Annotated in this window: 18 protein-coding genes and 1 pseudogene; 13 read left to right on the top strand and 6 right to left on the bottom strand. The window is 35.8% G+C overall.

What is annotated here, in order from left to right:
• Position 1 precedes the first annotated feature (1 nt).
• The 13 genes and pseudogenes from hemE to HJ01_RS17115 all read left to right on the top strand — a co-directional run bounded on the left by hemE (position 2) and on the right by HJ01_RS17115 (position 9,923).
• Positions 2–1,027 (top strand): uroporphyrinogen decarboxylase, encoded by a 1,026-nt coding sequence (gene hemE / locus HJ01_RS02820; RefSeq protein WP_007136768.1) that lies wholly within the window; start codon positions 2–4, stop codon positions 1,025–1,027.
• A gap of 6 nt (positions 1,028–1,033) precedes the next feature.
• Positions 1,034–1,408: a hypothetical protein gene (locus HJ01_RS02815; protein ID WP_007136767.1), complete on the top strand. Its 375-nt coding sequence runs from the start codon at positions 1,034–1,036 to the stop codon at positions 1,406–1,408.
• A 6-nt stretch (positions 1,409–1,414) separates the two neighbouring features.
• Complete coding sequence (gene hemF, locus HJ01_RS02810; RefSeq protein ID WP_007136766.1) at positions 1,415–2,317, top strand: oxygen-dependent coproporphyrinogen oxidase; 903 nt, start codon at positions 1,415–1,417, stop codon at positions 2,315–2,317.
• A gap of 82 nt (positions 2,318–2,399) precedes the next feature.
• Positions 2,400–3,395 carry a porphobilinogen synthase gene (gene hemB, locus HJ01_RS02805; RefSeq protein WP_007136765.1) on the top strand — a complete coding sequence of 332 codons (996 nt, stop codon included), beginning with the start codon at positions 2,400–2,402 and terminating at the stop codon, positions 3,393–3,395.
• An 87-nt stretch (positions 3,396–3,482) separates the two neighbouring features.
• Positions 3,483–3,899 carry a c-type cytochrome gene (locus HJ01_RS02800; RefSeq protein ID WP_007136764.1) on the top strand — a complete coding sequence of 139 codons (417 nt, stop codon included), beginning with the start codon at positions 3,483–3,485 and terminating at the stop codon, positions 3,897–3,899.
• 231 nt (positions 3,900–4,130) lie between these two features.
• Positions 4,131–4,601: a methylated-DNA--[protein]-cysteine S-methyltransferase gene (locus tag HJ01_RS02795; RefSeq protein WP_007136763.1), complete on the top strand. Its 471-nt coding sequence runs from the start codon at positions 4,131–4,133 to the stop codon at positions 4,599–4,601.
• Between the two features lie 11 nt (positions 4,602–4,612).
• Complete coding sequence (locus HJ01_RS02790; protein ID WP_007136762.1) at positions 4,613–5,326, top strand: 3'-5' exonuclease; 714 nt, start codon at positions 4,613–4,615, stop codon at positions 5,324–5,326.
• A gap of 68 nt (positions 5,327–5,394) precedes the next feature.
• Positions 5,395–7,080 (top strand): ABC transporter ATP-binding protein, encoded by a 1,686-nt coding sequence (locus HJ01_RS02785; protein ID WP_007136761.1) that lies wholly within the window; start codon positions 5,395–5,397, stop codon positions 7,078–7,080.
• A gap of 41 nt (positions 7,081–7,121) precedes the next feature.
• The gene (locus tag HJ01_RS02780) at positions 7,122–8,153 is read left to right on the top strand and encodes a PAS domain S-box protein (protein ID WP_007136760.1); all 1,032 of its coding nucleotides are present in this window, start codon (positions 7,122–7,124) and stop codon (positions 8,151–8,153) included.
• Positions 8,154–8,158: 5 nt separating this feature from the next.
• Positions 8,159–8,548, top strand: a complete 390-nt coding sequence (locus HJ01_RS02775; protein WP_040473633.1) for a response regulator — start codon at positions 8,159–8,161, stop codon at positions 8,546–8,548.
• A gap of 79 nt (positions 8,549–8,627) precedes the next feature.
• Positions 8,628–8,828 (top strand): annotated as a pseudogene (locus HJ01_RS17540) (fumarate hydratase C-terminal domain-containing protein); the annotation flags it as partial.
• 229 nt (positions 8,829–9,057) lie between these two features.
• On the top strand, positions 9,058–9,351 hold the full coding sequence (locus tag HJ01_RS02770) for a hypothetical protein (RefSeq protein WP_007136757.1): 294 nt from the start codon (positions 9,058–9,060) through the stop codon (positions 9,349–9,351).
• A 92-nt stretch (positions 9,352–9,443) separates the two neighbouring features.
• On the top strand, positions 9,444–9,923 hold the full coding sequence (locus HJ01_RS17115) for a hypothetical protein (RefSeq protein ID WP_007136756.1): 480 nt from the start codon (positions 9,444–9,446) through the stop codon (positions 9,921–9,923).
• A gap of 126 nt (positions 9,924–10,049) precedes the next feature.
• Here the strand turns inward: HJ01_RS17115 and HJ01_RS02760 are convergent, their stop codons facing one another.
• From HJ01_RS02760 to HJ01_RS02735, 6 genes are all read right to left on the bottom strand, one after another.
• On the bottom strand, positions 10,050–10,706 hold the full coding sequence (locus tag HJ01_RS02760) for a 3-oxoacid CoA-transferase subunit B (RefSeq protein ID WP_007136755.1): 657 nt from the start codon (positions 10,704–10,706) through the stop codon (positions 10,050–10,052).
• Positions 10,707–10,708: 2 nt separating this feature from the next.
• The gene (locus HJ01_RS02755) at positions 10,709–11,410 is read right to left on the bottom strand and encodes a CoA transferase subunit A (RefSeq protein WP_007136754.1); all 702 of its coding nucleotides are present in this window, start codon (positions 11,408–11,410) and stop codon (positions 10,709–10,711) included.
• A 123-nt stretch (positions 11,411–11,533) separates the two neighbouring features.
• Positions 11,534–13,840, bottom strand: a complete 2,307-nt coding sequence (locus HJ01_RS02750; protein ID WP_007136753.1) for a penicillin-binding protein 1A — start codon at positions 13,838–13,840, stop codon at positions 11,534–11,536.
• Between the two features lie 8 nt (positions 13,841–13,848).
• Positions 13,849–14,328: a gliding motility lipoprotein GldH gene (locus HJ01_RS02745; RefSeq protein WP_007136752.1), complete on the bottom strand. Its 480-nt coding sequence runs from the start codon at positions 14,326–14,328 to the stop codon at positions 13,849–13,851.
• Positions 14,312–15,568, bottom strand: coding sequence for a stage 0 sporulation family protein (locus tag HJ01_RS02740; protein WP_007136751.1), 1,257 nt, complete (start codon positions 15,566–15,568; stop codon positions 14,312–14,314). Before HJ01_RS02740 ends, HJ01_RS02745 begins: the two co-directional genes overlap by 17 nt.
• Before the next feature lie 199 nt (positions 15,569–15,767).
• Positions 15,768–17,288 carry a SusD/RagB family nutrient-binding outer membrane lipoprotein gene (locus HJ01_RS02735; RefSeq protein WP_007136750.1) on the bottom strand — a complete coding sequence of 507 codons (1,521 nt, stop codon included), beginning with the start codon at positions 17,286–17,288 and terminating at the stop codon, positions 15,768–15,770.
• Between the last annotated feature and the right edge of the window lie 6 nt (positions 17,289–17,294).

Below are 17,294 nucleotides of genomic sequence, written 5' to 3'. Positions count from 1 at the left end.
CATGATCAAGAACGACTTATTTTTAAGAGCATTAAAAGGAGAAACAGTACAGCGTCCGCCAGTTTGGATGATGCGTCAAGCGGGTAGATATTTGCCTGAATTTATTGCATTGCGTGATAAATATGATTTTTTTACTCGTTGTCAAACTCCAGAATTAGCTGCCGAAATCACGGTTCAGCCTATTCGTAGAATTGCTCCGGATGCGGCTATTTTATTCTCGGATATCTTGGTAATTCCTCAAGCAATGGGGATTGAAGTAGAAATGAAACCTAATTTTGGTCCGTATTTGCCACATCCTATTCGTACGATTCAAGATGTCGAGAAAGTAATCGTTCCTGATGTTCACGAAACTTTAGGGTACGTTTTTGAGGCCATTAAATTGACTAAAGAAATGTTGAATGATGAGGTACCATTAATTGGTTTCGCAGGTTCACCGTGGACAATCATGTGTTACGCAGTAGAAGGACAAGGATCTAAAAGCTTTGATAAAGCTAAAGGATTTTGTTTTTCGCACCCAGAAGCAGCGCATGTTTTATTGCAAAAAATTACGGATACCACTATTTTATACCTAAAAGAAAAAGTAAAATCAGGAGTAGATGCCGTTCAAATTTTTGACTCTTGGGGCGGAATGTTATCTCCAGTAGATTATCAAGAATTCTCTTGGAAATACATTAACCAAATCGTTGAAGCATTAGCTGATGATGCTCCGGTTATTGTTTTCGGAAAAGGATGTTGGTTCGCTCTTGGTGAAATGGGAAAAAGTCGCGCTTCTGCATTAGGAGTTGACTGGACTTGTTCTCCAAGAAACGCAAGATATTTATCTGGTGGAAACATCACATTGCAAGGAAATTTTGATCCGTCAAGACTATTGTCTCCAATTCCTGTTATCAAGAAAATGGTGCATGAAATGATTGACGAATTCGGAAAAGACAAATACATCGTGAATTTAGGTCACGGTATTTTACCAAATATTCCTGTTGATCACGCTAAAGCATTTATCGATGCTGTGAAAGAATACAACCAATAGTAGCAGATGCTAAATAAAGGATTAAGAGACGAGAAGAAAGTAAAGATCGACAATATGTTGAGCACTTTACTTTCTTTGGTTTTTGTGCCTAAATTTTGGAATATTGAAGATACCAGTTTAATTGACAGTCAACTGACTGATTTCGATCTAACAACTGTGATTTTGGATCAAATTGAAGAAAAAAATTTGATTCAATTGTTAGATAAATACGAAATGGATTGGGCTCAAAAAGAACAATTCGCCGACTTTTTAATCGCCTATTCTAAAAGTAATCAATATGATTTTTCGGTAAAAGCAATTGCTATTTATAATCATATTCAAATAGATAGTAAGACGTTTTCATTTGAAATAATTAGTAAAATTGCTGCTGTCAAATTATAAATTACAATGAAAGAACAATTTTTTACATACATACAAAATCTTCAAGACACTATTGTCGCTGGTTTAGAAGCGGTTGATGGTCAAGCTAAATTCCGTGAAGACCTTTGGGAACGTCTGGAAGGTGGCGGAGGAAGAACTCGTGTGATTGAAAACGGTAAAGTTTTTGAAAAAGGCGGAGTGAATATCTCAGCCGTTCACGGAAAGTTGCCAGAAGCCATGCAAAAGATGTTTAATGTAGGCGAAGCTGATTTTTTTGCCTGTGGACTAAGTTTAGTTTTACATCCAAAGAATCCAATGGTGCCTACGGTTCATGCCAACTGGCGTTATTTTGAAATGTACGATGATAACGGGAATGTTATTCAGCAATGGTTTGGCGGTGGACAAGATTTAACGCCTTATTATTTGTTTGAAGAAGATGCAATCCATTTTCATCAAACCTGTAAAACGGCCTGTGATAAACACAATTTGGACTTTTATCCAAAATATAAAAAACAATGCGATGCCTATTTCTGGAATGCACATCGCAACGAAGCACGTGGAATAGGAGGGTTGTTTTTCGATTATTGCAAAGAGACAGAGGGAATTAAAATGCAAGATTGGTTCCATTTTGTATCTGAAGTGGGAAACAGTTTCCTTCAGGCTTATGTTCCAATTGTAGAGAAAAGAAAAAATTTACCATACACAGATGAACAACGAACATGGCAGGAAATCCGTCGTGGCCGTTACGTTGAGTTTAATTTGGTTCATGATAAAGGCACTTTATTTGGCTTAAAAACCAACGGAAGAATTGAGAGTATCCTGATGAGTTTACCACCAAATGTACAATGGGTGTATGATCATCATGCAGAAGCTGGAAGCGAAGAAGAGAAATTAGTAAGCGTATTAGAAAACTTGAGAGATTGGGTATAGTTTATTTTGACTGCTGAATTTTAAATTTTAAATGGGTTTAACAATAAACATTTTAAACCTGAAACTTTAAACTAAAAATATTATGTTCCCATTACAAAGAGGTCGAAGATTAAGAACCAATGAATCCATCAGAAGTCTAGTTCGTGAAACTAGTTTAAGTCCATCCGATTTTATGTTTCCCATGTTTATTGCTGAAGGTGAAAACGTAGAAGTAGAAATTGGTTCTATGCCAGGAATCTTTCGTCGTTCGATTGATTTAACGGTAAAAGAAGTGCAAGAAATATATGCTTTAGGGATTCGTGCGATTAACATATACGTTAAGGTAAGCGAAAACTTAAAAGACAATACAGGAAAAGAAGCTTGGAATAAAGACGGATTGATGCAAAATGCAATTCGCGCCATCAAAACGGCATGTCCAGAAATGATTGTTATGCCGGATGTAGCTTTGGATCCATATTCAATTTATGGTCATGACGGAATCATAGCAAATGGCGATGTAGAAAATGATTCAACAAATACAGCTTTGGTAAAAATGGCAGTTTCTCATGCAGAGGCTGGCGCCGATTTCGTAGCACCATCTGACATGATGGATGGACGTGTACTGCGTTTGCGTGAAGGCTTGGATGCTGCTGGTTATCCTAATGTGGGAATCATGAGTTATTCAGCTAAATATGCTTCTGCATTTTACGGACCTTTTCGTGATGCTTTAGACAGCGCGCCAAGAGAATCAGATGTAGTAATTCCCATGGATAAAAAAACATACCAAATGGACTATGCAAATCGCATAGAAGCTATTAAAGAAGCTCTTTGGGATGTCGAAGAAGGTGCTGATATGGTAATGGTGAAACCCGGAATTGCTTATTTAGACATCGTTCGGGAAGTAAAAAATGCGGTAAATGTTCCCGTAACGGTTTACCATGTTTCTGGTGAGTATGCGATGATCAAGGCCGCTGCCGAAAGGGGTTGGTTAGATCATGATAAAATCATGATGGAGCAATTGATGTGTATCAAGCGCGCTGGAGCAAGTCTGATCTCAACCTATTTTGCAAAGGAAGCTGCGATACTTTTAAGTAAGTAATGAAGTCATAGATTTTAAATTAGATGATAATTCGTACCATTTAGGAAGTATTATTAGTCTAACTTTGAGAAAATAAACACTTATATCATGAAAAAAATAATAGTATTAGCAATGGTTTTCTTAGCCTTATCTTGTAAAAATAAGGAAGAGGAATCTTTTGGAAAACAAGAGGAAGCAGTTGCCAATGAAGCGGCAGCATCAGAAGGAATGCAAGCTGAAGTGCAGACACCAGAAAAACTGGGGGAAACTATCTTCCAAGGAAAAGGAAACTGTGTGTCGTGCCATCAAGTTGATAAAAAATTAATAGGACCTAGCGTTCAGGATATTGCGAAAATTTATAAAGATAAAAACGCAGATATAGTTACGTTTTTGAAAGGAGAGGGAGAGCCTATTGTCGATCCTGCGCAATATGAAATTATGAAAGCTAATTTCGTTATTACAAAAGCAATGTCTGATGAAGAGCTAAAAGGCTTAGAAGCGTATATTTATAGTAATTTACAATAAGAGATTCCGCTGGGCTTGGTTCAGTACAATTAGGAGCTAATTCCTGCTGTTCGTTATATCTTTCCTTGCCTAAAGAAGGCAAAAAAAGGATGCCACTGCCATCAGGGCTAAAAAACAAAACCATTTGCGAAAGCGAGTGGTTTTTCTGTTTTCAATACTTTCAAAATAACCGCTTTGCGAACTTTAAGCTTTCTATGTGTATTAAATGCTTTAATTTATTATTTTTATTCAATGGAAACAGCTTACATCAAAACGACTTTAGGGATCGCTACAATTATAGGGGACAAAAATGGCGTTTCAGTAATTTCAGTTTCTGACGAGGGAGAAGCTTCGGAAATAGTTCCAGCAATTTTGGTAAATGCTGTAGTTCAGCTTAATGAATATTTCGAAGGGAAAAGAAACAATTTCACTTTTAAGGTGAACCCAAAGGGAACTGAGTTTCAGCAAAAAGTGTGGAAATCATTGTTAGAAATTCCCTACGGAGAAACCAGAACATATATGGAACAGTCCAAAATTTTAGGTGATGTCAAGGCCATTCGTGCTGTGGCTTCCGCTAATGGGAAAAATCCATTGTGGATTGTTGTTCCCTGTCATAGAGTCATTGGTACTAATGGTTCGCTGACTGGTTATGCAGGAGGTTTATGGCGCAAAAAATGGCTACTGGAACACGAGAACCCAACAACGCAACAAAGTTTATTTTAATATACTGAGCTATGATTGAAAAAATCCGTCTTGACAACATACTGTTCTTAGACATTGAAACAGTGCCTGAAACCGCTGATTTCAGCGAATTAGATTCAGAGATGAAAGAATTGTGGGAACAAAAAACCCAATACCAACGAAAAGAGGAGCATACTCCAGAGGGTTTCTATGATCGAGCTGGAATTTGGGCCGAATTCGGGAAAGTCGTATGCATTTCTGTCGGGTTTTTTGTCACCAAAGGCGATATCCGAAATTTTCGGGTGACCTCTTTTTTTGGTGAAGAAACTAAGATTCTAAAAGATTTCAATAATCTGCTAAATACACATTTCAATCAGCCGCAACATATTTTGTGCGGACATAACGCGAAGGAGTTTGATATTCCATTTATAGCCAGAAGAATGATCATAAACCAAATTCCTATTCCTAATAAACTGAATTTATTTGGAAAAAAACCATGGGAAATTCCGCATTTGGATACCTTGGAGTTATGGAAATTCGGAGATTACAAACATTTTACCTCTTTAAAACTACTGTGTAAAGTACTAGGGATTCCTTCGCCAAAAGGGGATATTGACGGCAGTCAGGTAGGGCATGTTTTTTATGTGGATAAAGATATCGACCGCATCGTAACTTACTGTGAAAAAGACACTATTGCCGTTGCCCAAATTTTTCTAAGACTGAGAAGAGAAGATTTGTTGATAGATGATGAGATTATTCATGTTTAAATGAGATTTCCGCTGCCAGTTTTCAACATTTAGATCAATATTACGGTTAAATTGTTACTTTTGTCGTCATGAACAAACCTTTACTTTCGATAAATAATCTGGAAATTTCTTTCAAAAAGGAAGGGGGTTATAACGCTGTTATAAAAAACATCAGTTATGACTTGCATGAAAATGAAATTCTGGGAATCGTAGGTGAATCAGGTTCAGGAAAGTCTGTTTCTTCTTTAGCTATTATGGGATTGTTACCGGCGCATATTTCTAAGATTTCTGAAGGTACAATCGTTTTTGATGGGAAAAATGTAGCGCATTTGAGCGAAAGAGAACTACAGAACCTTCGTGGGAATGAGATCGCCATGATTTTTCAAGAACCGATGAGTTCACTTAATCCATCATTGAAATGTGGTTTTCAAGTTCAGGAAATTCTATTGCAACACACAAAATTATCTAAATCAGAATCTAAGGCAGAAACACTTTCACTATTTGAAAAGGTAAAACTGCCAGAGCCTGAAATATTATTCGGCAAATATCCCCATGAAATTTCTGGTGGACAAAAACAGCGTGTCATGATTGCCATGGCTATTGCTTGTAAACCACAGTTATTGATAGCTGACGAGCCTACAACCGCGCTTGATGTTACGGTTCAAAAAGAAATTATTCAATTGTTGAAAGACATTCAACAGGAAACAGGAATGAGTATCATTTTTATATCCCATGATTTGTCTCTGGTTTCTGAGATTGCACACCGTGTTTTAGTGATGTATAAAGGTGAGATTGTAGAACAGGGTGAAGTAAAACAAATTTTTAAAAATCCGGAACACAATTATACTAAAGCTTTAATCGCTTCAAGACCATCGTTAGACGTTCGTTTGAAACGATTGCCCACCATTCAGGATTTTTTAAGTGACAACATAAATTCAGAAATTGTGACTCCGGTGGATAGAGCTCAATTCCATGATCAACTATACAGTCAGCAACCCATTTTAGAAGTTATTAATGTAGAAAAAGAGTATTTTTCTACAGCTGGTTTCTTTGGAAAAAAGTCAGGTTTTAAAGCAGTAAATGACGTCAGCTTCAAGTTGTATGAAGGCGAAACTTTAGGATTGGTAGGGGAAAGTGGTTGCGGTAAGTCGACATTAGGAAATGCTATATTGCAATTAGACAAAGCTACATCTGGGCAGATTTTATATCGTGGGCAAGACATTACTAAATTAGGGAACGCTGAAGTCAAAAAACTCAGAAAAGAAATACAGATTATTTTTCAAGATCCGTATTCTTCGTTGAATCCTAGAATACCAGTTGGAAAAGCCATTATGGAGCCAATGCAAGTTCATGGTTTATATAAAAATGATAAAGAAAGAAAAGCCAAGACTATTGAAATCCTTGAAAGAGTAGGACTCGGAGGCGAGTTTTTTAACCGTTATCCGCATGAATTTTCTGGCGGACAAAGACAAAGAATAGGAATAGCTCGAACTATTGCGCTACAGCCCAAATTGATTGTTTGTGACGAATCAGTTTCGGCTTTGGACATATCGGTGCAGGCGCAGGTTTTAAACCTGTTAAACGAGCTAAAAGAGAATTTTGGTTTTACCTACATCTTCATTTCACATGATTTAGCGGTGGTAAAATACATGAGTGACCAGGTTTTAGTAATGAACAAAGGGAAAATTGAGGAAATTGCTGATGCTGATGCATTGTATGCTAACCCTCAAAAGGAATATACAAAGAAGCTTATAGAAGCCATTCCTAAAGGTTAAGATTAGTGAGTGTGTTTTGAAGGGAGTTACAATGTTGGATTATGAAAGTGAATAATAGGGAAATGACTGAAAAGCCAAAAATGTATTCTATTCTAATTGTTGAAGATAATTTCAGCGATTATGAGACAATAAAACGATTAATAGCAGCATTCGATTTTAAGTCAGAAGTCAAACATGCGAAGGACTTTGAGGAAGCCTCGTTCATCTTGGCTTCCGAAGATAAATTTTTTGACGCGGTATTATTGGATCTTACACTACCTGATATCGATAAGAAGGAAGTAGTTACTAAAATGTTAGATTTAGTATTCTTTAGCCCAATAGTAGTTTTGGCCACAATTGCTGATGAAGAGATGTCTCTTAAATCAATTTCTCAAGGTATTTCAGATTACGTAATTAAGGAGGACTTAACAACAGCGATGCTGTATAAGAGTATAGTTTGTGCCATAGAACGAAAAAAGATTTTCTTTTCATATGAGATGGCAAAAACACGATATAGTGATCTTTTTCATTTAAGTCCCTTACCTATGTGGGTTTATGATTTAGGGACTTTTCAGTTTCTGGATGTAAATGATGCTGCTGTAAATAACTATGGTTATACAAAGGAGGAATTTCTTAAAATGACGATTAAGGAAATCTGGCCAGTAGAGGACTATTCAATTTTTGATGAAGGGGTTAATTCCTTCAGCCAATATAAAGAAAATCTCAAAAAGAAATATTTGAGACATAAGAAAAAAGACGGGAAAATAATTAATGTGGAGATCCAAAGTAATATCATTTTTTTTAATGACCAAAAAGCTAAATTGGTTATGGCAAATGATATAACGAAGCAGATGCAGTACATTACTACTATAGAGGACCAAAATAAAAGTCTGAAAGAAATTGCGTGGACACATTCGCATGTTGTTAGGGCGCCTTTAGCAAAAATGATGTCAATCGTTGATTTTATGAAAGAGTCAGACGAAATTCCCGCTGAATATCAAGATTTATGGAGTCACTTTTTTGATTCTGGGACTGAGCTTGATACCATTATAAGAGATATTGTGAAGAAAACGGAAACTATTAATAAAATATAAGTCAAGTGAGTTATAATATAGTTGTTGTTGATGATGATGAGATAATCTTGTTTTTGCATAGTAAAATAATTCAGGCTGTTGGACTTTGTAAAGAGCCAAAAACTTTCAGTTCTGCAATCAAGGCTTTAATTTTTTTTGAGAGCATTGCAGACGACGCTGCGCCCATATTGTTGTTTTTGGACATTAATATGCCCATAATGGATGGATGGGGATTGTTAGATATTATTCATCAGGAAAGTTTTAGTAAAATAATTAAGGTAATCATGGTCACTTCTTCGGTAGATCAAGCAGATAAAGATAAGGCTAAATCGTATTCTAAAATAATTGATTTTGTCGAAAAACCATTTAGTAAAGCGAATCTACTAGCACTAAAACCATTACTATATAAGTTGTAAAACGGGTGTGGCTATTTCTAGGAGTTTTGCTTTTTTAATAGAATAGATAGTCTCATAAAAAAGCATCACGACTAATGGTGCTTGTAAAACCTATGTTGGGTGCTATGTTGGGTCAATAGGGTGTTCAGCTGCCATATTAACCAAAAACAATATTTGATCTGTTTAGGTATTCGATTTTCCTGGAATAGGCAGGGAAGCCCTATGTAAAATCACGATCAAAGATTTCCTTGTTTTGAATATTACAGATGATAAAGGGAACGATTTCTTTGAAAATTTGTAGAAACAAAAAGTATAGAAATTGACTGTTCAAAACGGACAGCTTTTTTTTTGCTAAAAATTGAAATTTTTATCACTTAAAATATGAGGGGGTCATTCAAAAACAGATAAATAATCTATAGACATCCTATTAAAAAAAATCTGTTTGCAAAAAGTAAATACAAATTGTAATAAATCTTAATATTTTCTTATAATCCTTGTAAAAACAAGGCTTTATAATTAAATTTGATTTTATGAAAAATAACGCAATTAAACTAATCTTCCTGTTCTTGATAGCCACTTTTTCATTATTTTGGATAAATGACAAGTCAACTATTTTCCTTCAAAATGAAAAATACAGTTATTTTGAAGCTAGTGAAAAAACCGAAGTTGAAGGTCAGTTAAAAACGCTATTCATCAACCAAATCGAAGTTTTTGATTTGGACTCTTTTTCATTATTTGATTCACAAAAAATCAATTCGTTTTATTCCTTTAATGTTAAGGAATTTAGTTTTAAAAATTTTACGCCACCTCCAGAGCTAGTATAATTACTTTACACTTTTGCTTTGTTATGAAAGCAATATTGAATTAATTATAAAATCAGCCGCAATTTTTACTGTGGTCAAAAATTTAAATACAAATGAAAATTATATTAGCTGTAATAGCCGTATTATTTACGGCGCCACTTTTTGCGCAAACACACGAAATCATTAAACACAATGGCGGAAAATTAGAAGTAAACTATATAAAAACGGATAACAACATCGTTTATTATGCACTCCCAAATAGTATGGAGGAACACAAAATAAGCCGTTATGCAATAGCGCAATTAAATGAAAAAGCCCAAAATAATTCTAAAATTGTTTCTGAAAGGATAATCTTTGCGGATAATCTTGATTACAAAAAAGTGATTGTATTAAAAGAATCAGAGACAATTGGTTTAACAAAATCTGAAAATCTGAAAGGATATCATTCAATTGCTAAAGGTGAAACAAGGTGGTCCTTAGCCCAAATAGGTGAAAAACAATTAAAACAAAATGCTGCCAAAAAAGGGTGTCAATTTATTGTTATAACCTCTAATAAAAAAGATAACCTTAAGGCTATTGCTTATACTTATTAAGTTTAAACTTAAAGTTTTTTTATAAGGCCATCCACATAAAGGGTGGCCTTCTTTTTAGATATGAACTGCAAATCTACTCAGAGATATAAGGAAAGCCCTTAAGTTGCATTTTTTTTTATTAGAGATTTAAATTTGCATCTCAGGAATTTCACCTTCAATAATTAATTCTGCTTCAGTTGAAGCGATTATGTGTTCTACAGTTACACCTGGTGCGCGTTCTAGTAATTTAAATCCTTTTGGAGTTACCTCTAAAACTGCCAATTCGGTAACCACTTTTTTGACACAACCTACTCCGGTTAAAGGCAAAGTACATTGTTTTAATATTTTTGAGTCCCCCGCTTTATTTACATGCATCATGGCCACGATGATGTTTTCGGCAGAAGCAACTAAATCCATTGCGCCTCCCATTCCTTTCACCATTTTGCCTGGTATTTTCCAGTTGGCGATGTCCCCGTTTTCGGCCACTTCCATAGCTCCCAGAATGGTCAAGTCTACATGTTGTCCGCGAATCATTCCAAAACTCAAAGCGGAATCAAAGAATGAAGCTCCTGCTAAAGTTGTTATTGTTTGTTTTCCGGCGTTAATAATATCGGCGTCTTCTTCTCCTTCAAAAGGGAATGATCCCATTCCTAGAACTCCATTTTCGCTTTGAAATTCAACGTCAATTCCCTGAGGGATATAGTTGGCTACCAACGTAGGTATTCCAATCCCTAAATTAACAAAATAACGGTCTTTTAATTCTTGTGCGATTCGCTTCGCTATTCCAATTTTATCAAGTGCCATGATTAGTCTCTTTTTCTGGTTGTACGTTGTTCGATTCTTTTCTCATATAATTCTCCTTGAAAGATTCGTTGTACGAATATTCCAGGAATATGAATTTGATTGGGATCAAGTGATCCGGCTTCTACTAATTCCTCTACCTCGGCAACGGTAATTTTTGCAGCACCAGCCATACAAGGGTTGAAATTTCTAGCGGTTCCTTTAAATATTAAATTTCCAGCAGTGTCTCCTTTCCAGGCTTTTACAATGGCAAAATCAGCATTGAAAGCATGCTCCATAACGTGCATTTTTCCATTGAATTCACGTGCTTCTTTGCCTTCTGCGACTTCTGTTCCGTATCCTGCAGGAGTATAGAAAGCTGGAATTCCGGCTTGTGCAGATCGGCAGCGCTCAGCCAATGTTCCTTGTGGAATCAACTCCACATCCAATTCACCAGACAGCATTTGGCGTTCAAATTCGGCATTTTCCCCTACATAGGAAGAAATCATTTTTTTAATTTGTCTTTTTTGCAATAGCAAGCCAAGACCAAAATCATCAACACCAGCATTGTTTGAAATGCAAGTCAGGTTATTTGTTTCTTTTTTTACTAGTTCTGCGATAGAATTTTCTGGAATACCGCATAGTCCGAAACCACCTAACATTATGGTCATGCCGTTTTCTACACCTTGAAGTGCTTCTTGAACGGAATTTACTTTTTTATTAATCATATAATTTGGTTCTAATGATCTAATTAATAGTATTGATCTAGCCCAGATAGTAGCGTTATCCTTTATGGTTGGGTTTCAACCATAAAGATATAGCGTATAGCTGGAAATAGCTCCTAAGCCTTTTTAAAACTCGAATTCATCTGTATTTTGAACGGCAGTAGTGTCTTTTGCTTTTGGAGCCGAATAACAATCTACTTTTATGGAAAGATTTGCAGGTCTGTCGAATTCTTCCTTAGACACTTTAAGTTCTGGATCAGCATAACAAAGTTTCATGAAGTAAGCCCAAACCGGTAATGCTGCAGTTGCTCCCTGACCATAAGTAATGCTCTTGAATCTAGCTGAACGATCTTCACAACCTACCCAAACACCCGTCACAAGGTTTGGAACCATTCCCATGAACCAGCCATCAGATTGGTTTTGAGTTGTTCCTGTTTTACCTGCGATTGGATTTGTAAATTTATAAGGGTATCCAGTTATTCTATTATATCCATAACCACCGCCTTCAGTTCTTAAACGGTTTCCAGAGCCACCTTCGGTAACTCCTTCTAATAGTTTAATAATCGCAAATGCGATGTCTTTATTTAAAACATCATGTGATTCAGGAATGGGTTCGTAGATAATAACGCCGCTTTTGTCTTCGATTCTTGTCAAGAACTGCGGTTTGATATACACACCTTGATTTGCAAATGTTCCGTATGCTGCTACCATGTCTTCAACGGTGATATCTACCGCTCCTAATGCTATGGATGCTTGTATTGGAATTTCGGATTTCACCCCTAATTTATGCGTTAATTTAACTACCGCTTCAGGACCTACTTTATCCATTAATTTGGCAGATATTGTGTTTATGGAGTTCGCCAATGCTTTCTTCAACGTAACCATTCCTCTGTATTTGTTGTCCGAGTTTCTAGGTGACCAAGCTTCTGTTGCATGGTGACGTCCTGCCGGCATGGTAAAAGGAGCATCTATGATTGAATCGCACGGAGACATGTTCAATTGTTCGATCGCGGTTGCGTAAACAAAAGGCTTGAATGTAGATCCAACTTGTCTCGCACCTTGTCCTACGTGATCGTATTGAAAGTATTTGTAGTTAATTCCACCTACCCAGGCTTTTATGTTTCCTGTTTGGGGTTCCATAGCCATCAAACCTGATTGCAGGAAATGTTTGTAATAGCGGATGGAATCAATAGGGGTCATAATCGTATCTTTTTCACCTTTCCAGGTAAAGACTGTCATTTTTGCTTTTACACTGAATGATTTTATGATTTCTTCATCAGTTTTGTCAAGAGATTTTAAAACACTCCATCTGTTTGATGACTTCATCGCTTGTGTTAAAATACGTTGCGTTTCGGCACTAGAAATGTTAACAAAAGGGGCGTTTTTATTCTTTTTTGCCTGTATGAAAAACTCTTCTTGAAGGTTTGCCATATGTGCCGAAACTGCCTCTTCAGCATGCAATTGCATTCTGGAGTCGATAGTAGTATAGATCTTCAATCCATCTTTGTAGATATCGTAATCTGATCCGTCTGGTTTTTTGTTCTCATCAACCCATTTTTTCATGTAGTCCCTAAGATACTCTCTAAAATAAGTGGCTGTTCCTTCGCGGTGACTTTCTAGTTTGAAATGTAATGTGATAGGCAGGCTTTGAAGTTTTAATTTTTGTGCTTCAGAAATCATTTTACTTTTCTCCATTTGAGCCAGCACAACGTTTCTGCGGTTTTTTACTCCTTGTGGGTTTCTTACTGGATTGTATAAGGTCGAGTTTTTGAACATTCCAACTAATATAGCCGACTCATCTATCGTAAGATTTTTTGGTTCTTTTGAGAAATAAGTTTGCGCAGCTGAGCTGACACCAACAGAAAAATTCCCAAAATCATAGATGTTGCAATACATGGCCAATATTTCATTTTTTGTGTATTGTCTTTCTAATCGAATGGCAATAATCCATTCTTTTGCTTTTTGTATAATTCTAAAAGGCAAGAATTTTGATCCTTCACCGTGAAATAACTGCTTGGCTAATTGTTGCGTCAAGGTACTTGCTCCCCCACTGCTTCCTAGGCTTGCAATAGCTCTTAATGTACCTCTTCCGTCAATACCAGAATGTTCGTAAAATCTTTCGTCCTCAGTAGCTACCAGAGCATCTACTAGGTTTTTTGGCAAATCTGAATATTTTAATTGAGATCTGTTTTTTTGGAAATACTTACCTATAACTACTCCGTCAGAGGATATTACTTCCGTGGCTAAATTTGAGTCAGGGTTTTCCAAATCTTCAAATGAGGGCATGGATCCCAAAATTCCCCAAGAGGCAAACAAGAAAAAAAGCACGACTGCGCCCATTCCAGAGAAGAATATTTTCCAAAATGTTTTAGTGTAATATTTAAAATCTTTATCGACCGTATTAACCTTATTGTTGTTTTGTTTCGTAGCCATAAATTGTACTATTCTATTTTTTCTATTCTTAAACCTACATCAGTGATACCTTCTAAATGTTTGACTCCTGGTACTTTACCTTTTTCTCTGACAACTTGTTTGATTTGTACTTTGTACTTGCCTTTGAACTTCACATTTTCTTTGTAAAACAATTTGCTTTCCTTAATGTCAGTAAATCCATCTCCAAGGAGTGTTCCGTCTGGACTGGCCATTTGGTATTCCAACGTGTCCACTTTTGTATATCCATTTGGTTTTTCCATGGAAACAATCAAAAAAAGATTGTTGTATTGGTAATTGTTATTGTCTCTTAAATTTATGAATACATTATAGCGTTTTGTGGAATCTAAAACGGGCAGATCGAAAGTGATGATACTGTCCTTGTGCCAGCTACTTCCTACCGTTTTATATTCATCAAATACCCTTTTTTTATCGCATGAATAAATGATAAACACCGTTAGAAGAATAAAAAAGCTATTTTTTAGTCTCATTTTTTTTAATAATTATAGGTTTTCTTGGTGCTGCTGGTTTTTTTTCATTAGCGGCAGAAGAGTTATTATTTGCTAGTTTTTTGTTATTGGCAACAATGACATTTTCCCCTGCTGGTTTTGGCTTTTTGTTTGGTTTTTTTCTTTTTTTAGGTTGGTCAAAACGAGTTAAACTTTCCTGCCCCATAGCATTATTAAAATCTTTCTCTGTTTCTTGAATGATTTCAATTGCAAAATCTTCCAATGATGAAACTTTATTTTTTAGTTTGTTTTCAGCAATGATTTCTTTTACTTTTTCAATTTTTAATACATGCCAATTTGCAAAATTATTAGTGTAAGCAAACCACATTAGGCCTTTAAAAATATCTTGTTTTTGACAAATTGCGTCTCCTTTTTCAGTAACTAATTTAGTTTCAAAATCAGGAAAACCTTTCAACGCATCCATATAAGTGTCTAGCTCATAGTTCAAACAGCACTTTAATTTCCCGCATTGTCCTGCTAGCTTTTGAGGGTTTAAAGACAGTTGTTGGTAACGTGCAGCTGAAGTATTCACACTTCTGAAATCAGTCAACCAAGTAGAGCAACATAGTTCTCGTCCGCAAGATCCAATCCCTCCTAAACGAGCTGCTTCTTGACGGAAACCAACTTGTTTCATCTCAACTCTAGTGCTGAATTCTTTGGCGAAATCTTTAATTAAAAGTCTAAAGTCAACTCTATCATTAGCGGTATAATAAAAAGTAGCTTTTGATCCATCACCTTGAAATTCGATATCCGAAATTTTCATTTCTAATTTTTGGGCAATCGCAAGTTCACGAGCGCGAACTTTCATTGGTTCTTCTTTTTCTCGTGCAGCAGACCAAATGTCAATGTCTTTTTGAGATGCTTTTCTATAGATTTTTGGAACTTCATTACTATCAGGACTAACGCCTTTTTTCTTCATTTGGATTTTAACCAATTCTCCTGTTAAAGTAACAATTCCGATGTCGTGACCAGGAGATGCAACAGTAGCCACAATGTCTCCCATGCTTAAAGTCAATTTTTCAGTATTGCGGTAAAATTCTTTTCTACCGTTTTTAAAGCGAACCTCTACACAGTCAAAAGGAGCCTGACCAGTGGGTAAACTCATGTTAGAAAGCCAATCGAAAACAGTTAATTTGTTGCAGCTATCGGTGCCGCAAGTCCCATTATTTTTACAACCCTTTGGTGAGCCACCATCAGAAGTTGAACAACTTGTACATGCCATAATTTTATATATAGTGTTGTGATAAACACAACTTATGTTCTTAAAACGATTAATTGGTAAAGATAGCATTTTTTAAGTTTATGTCGCAACCATTGAAAACCGCAATAATTCATAAATATTTACTAAAATAAAAGCCTATTTCAAATGAATGAAATAGGCTTTTATGAATAGTTTAAAAAACTAAATTTTAGTTTAAATATTATTTATCCCACCAAATTGGGCTAATCATAGGTTTGAAATTTAAGTTGTAATTTGCAGTGTTTGCTCCTCTTTCATTGCTTGAATAAACAAATCGTCTAATCCATTTTCCTTCATTTAAAGGATCAGTATTTGCTGGTTTAGTTAAATTTTTGAAGGCATCTGTTGAAAAATTATATCTTCTATAATCAGTGAATACTTCTGGATTTAAGAATAAGGCAATAAATTTTTGTCTCATGATATCTTTTAGTTCTAATGCTGCAACTCCTTTAGCAATTGATGCATCAGCTAGATATGTGTTTTTATTAGCAACAACAACGCCAAGTTTGTCCATATTAGCTGAAATTCCAGCAAGGTAAGCTGCGTTTGCGGCTGCATTTGTACCCACACTTGTTGAAGTGCCTCCCGAAAGAAGAAATTGGGCTTCTGCTTCCATAAATTTAGCTTCTGCATAAGTCAGATAAACTAATGGAGAATCGATTTTTGAGTAAAAAAACTGAGTTCCAATTTTAGTTTTAGAGCTAGTACCAGTTCCATTTGTTGATCCTACATAGTTTACAACTACGGTTGGATCTGGACCTGCGGAAATGCCAGCACTTGAGTATGTACTTAGGTCAACTAATAAAGGCATTCTAGGATCCATTGTTAACAAAGGAGAGGCAAAAGGAAAAATGGTTCCTCCGTTCATATAACTGATGAAATGATTTGAAATATAAAAGGTAAGGTTTCCAGTAGACAGTCCCAGTTGAGATTGGTACCAAGGATTTGTATTTACGCTATTGTATTTTAATTGGAAATCATCACTATTAGCTGTGAAGCCTTTTGATAAACTTGCTAAAACAGCAGTAGCTGTTGCATTTGCTCCGTTTACTTTCATTAAGTGTAGTTGAAATCTAGCCTTGAAAGTGTATGCCGCTTTTGTCCAGTTTGCTGCTTTTCCACCGTAGATTAAATCATCCGCTCCAGGGTTGAATGTAGAAGTGTTTGGAGATGAAAACAATACTATTGCCTCATCTAACAACTTTATAACATCAGTATAGATAACTTGTTGCGCATCGTATTTTGGATAAAAATTTGTTGCTGCAAGGGTAGCTTCTGAATAAGGAACGTCTCCATGTAGATCAGTAGTTAAGCCAATGTTTACTGCTCTTAACACTTTTGCAATAGCGAGATAGTGACTTGAATTGGTCGCAGTTGCTTTTTCTTCTAAAACTTTAATATTTGGAAGTGCTTTCGAATAAACAAGTCTCCAGTATTCATCTAACGAGGATTGATAGTGCTTGTCAATATTCTGATCGTTAAAAGCTGATGCGATATGTTGATCTACTTGAGCCAAACTAGTTGCTGCGCTATATTGAGCAGTCATTGTGTATTGAATAGAAGAAGACAAAATATTGTTGATACCAACCGATTCAGATGAAACAGCATTACTGGGTGTGTTTGTGTCATAATAGTTGTCACTGCAACTATAAACGGAGATTGCTAAAGTAAGTACAGTAGCAATTTTAAATATTTTTTTCATAATTTG

It is taken from the genome of Flavobacterium frigoris PS1, assembly GCF_000252125.1.
Classification (GTDB): domain Bacteria; phylum Bacteroidota; class Bacteroidia; order Flavobacteriales; family Flavobacteriaceae; genus Flavobacterium; species Flavobacterium frigoris_A.
This window is presented reverse-complemented; position numbering and strand designations above follow the sequence as displayed.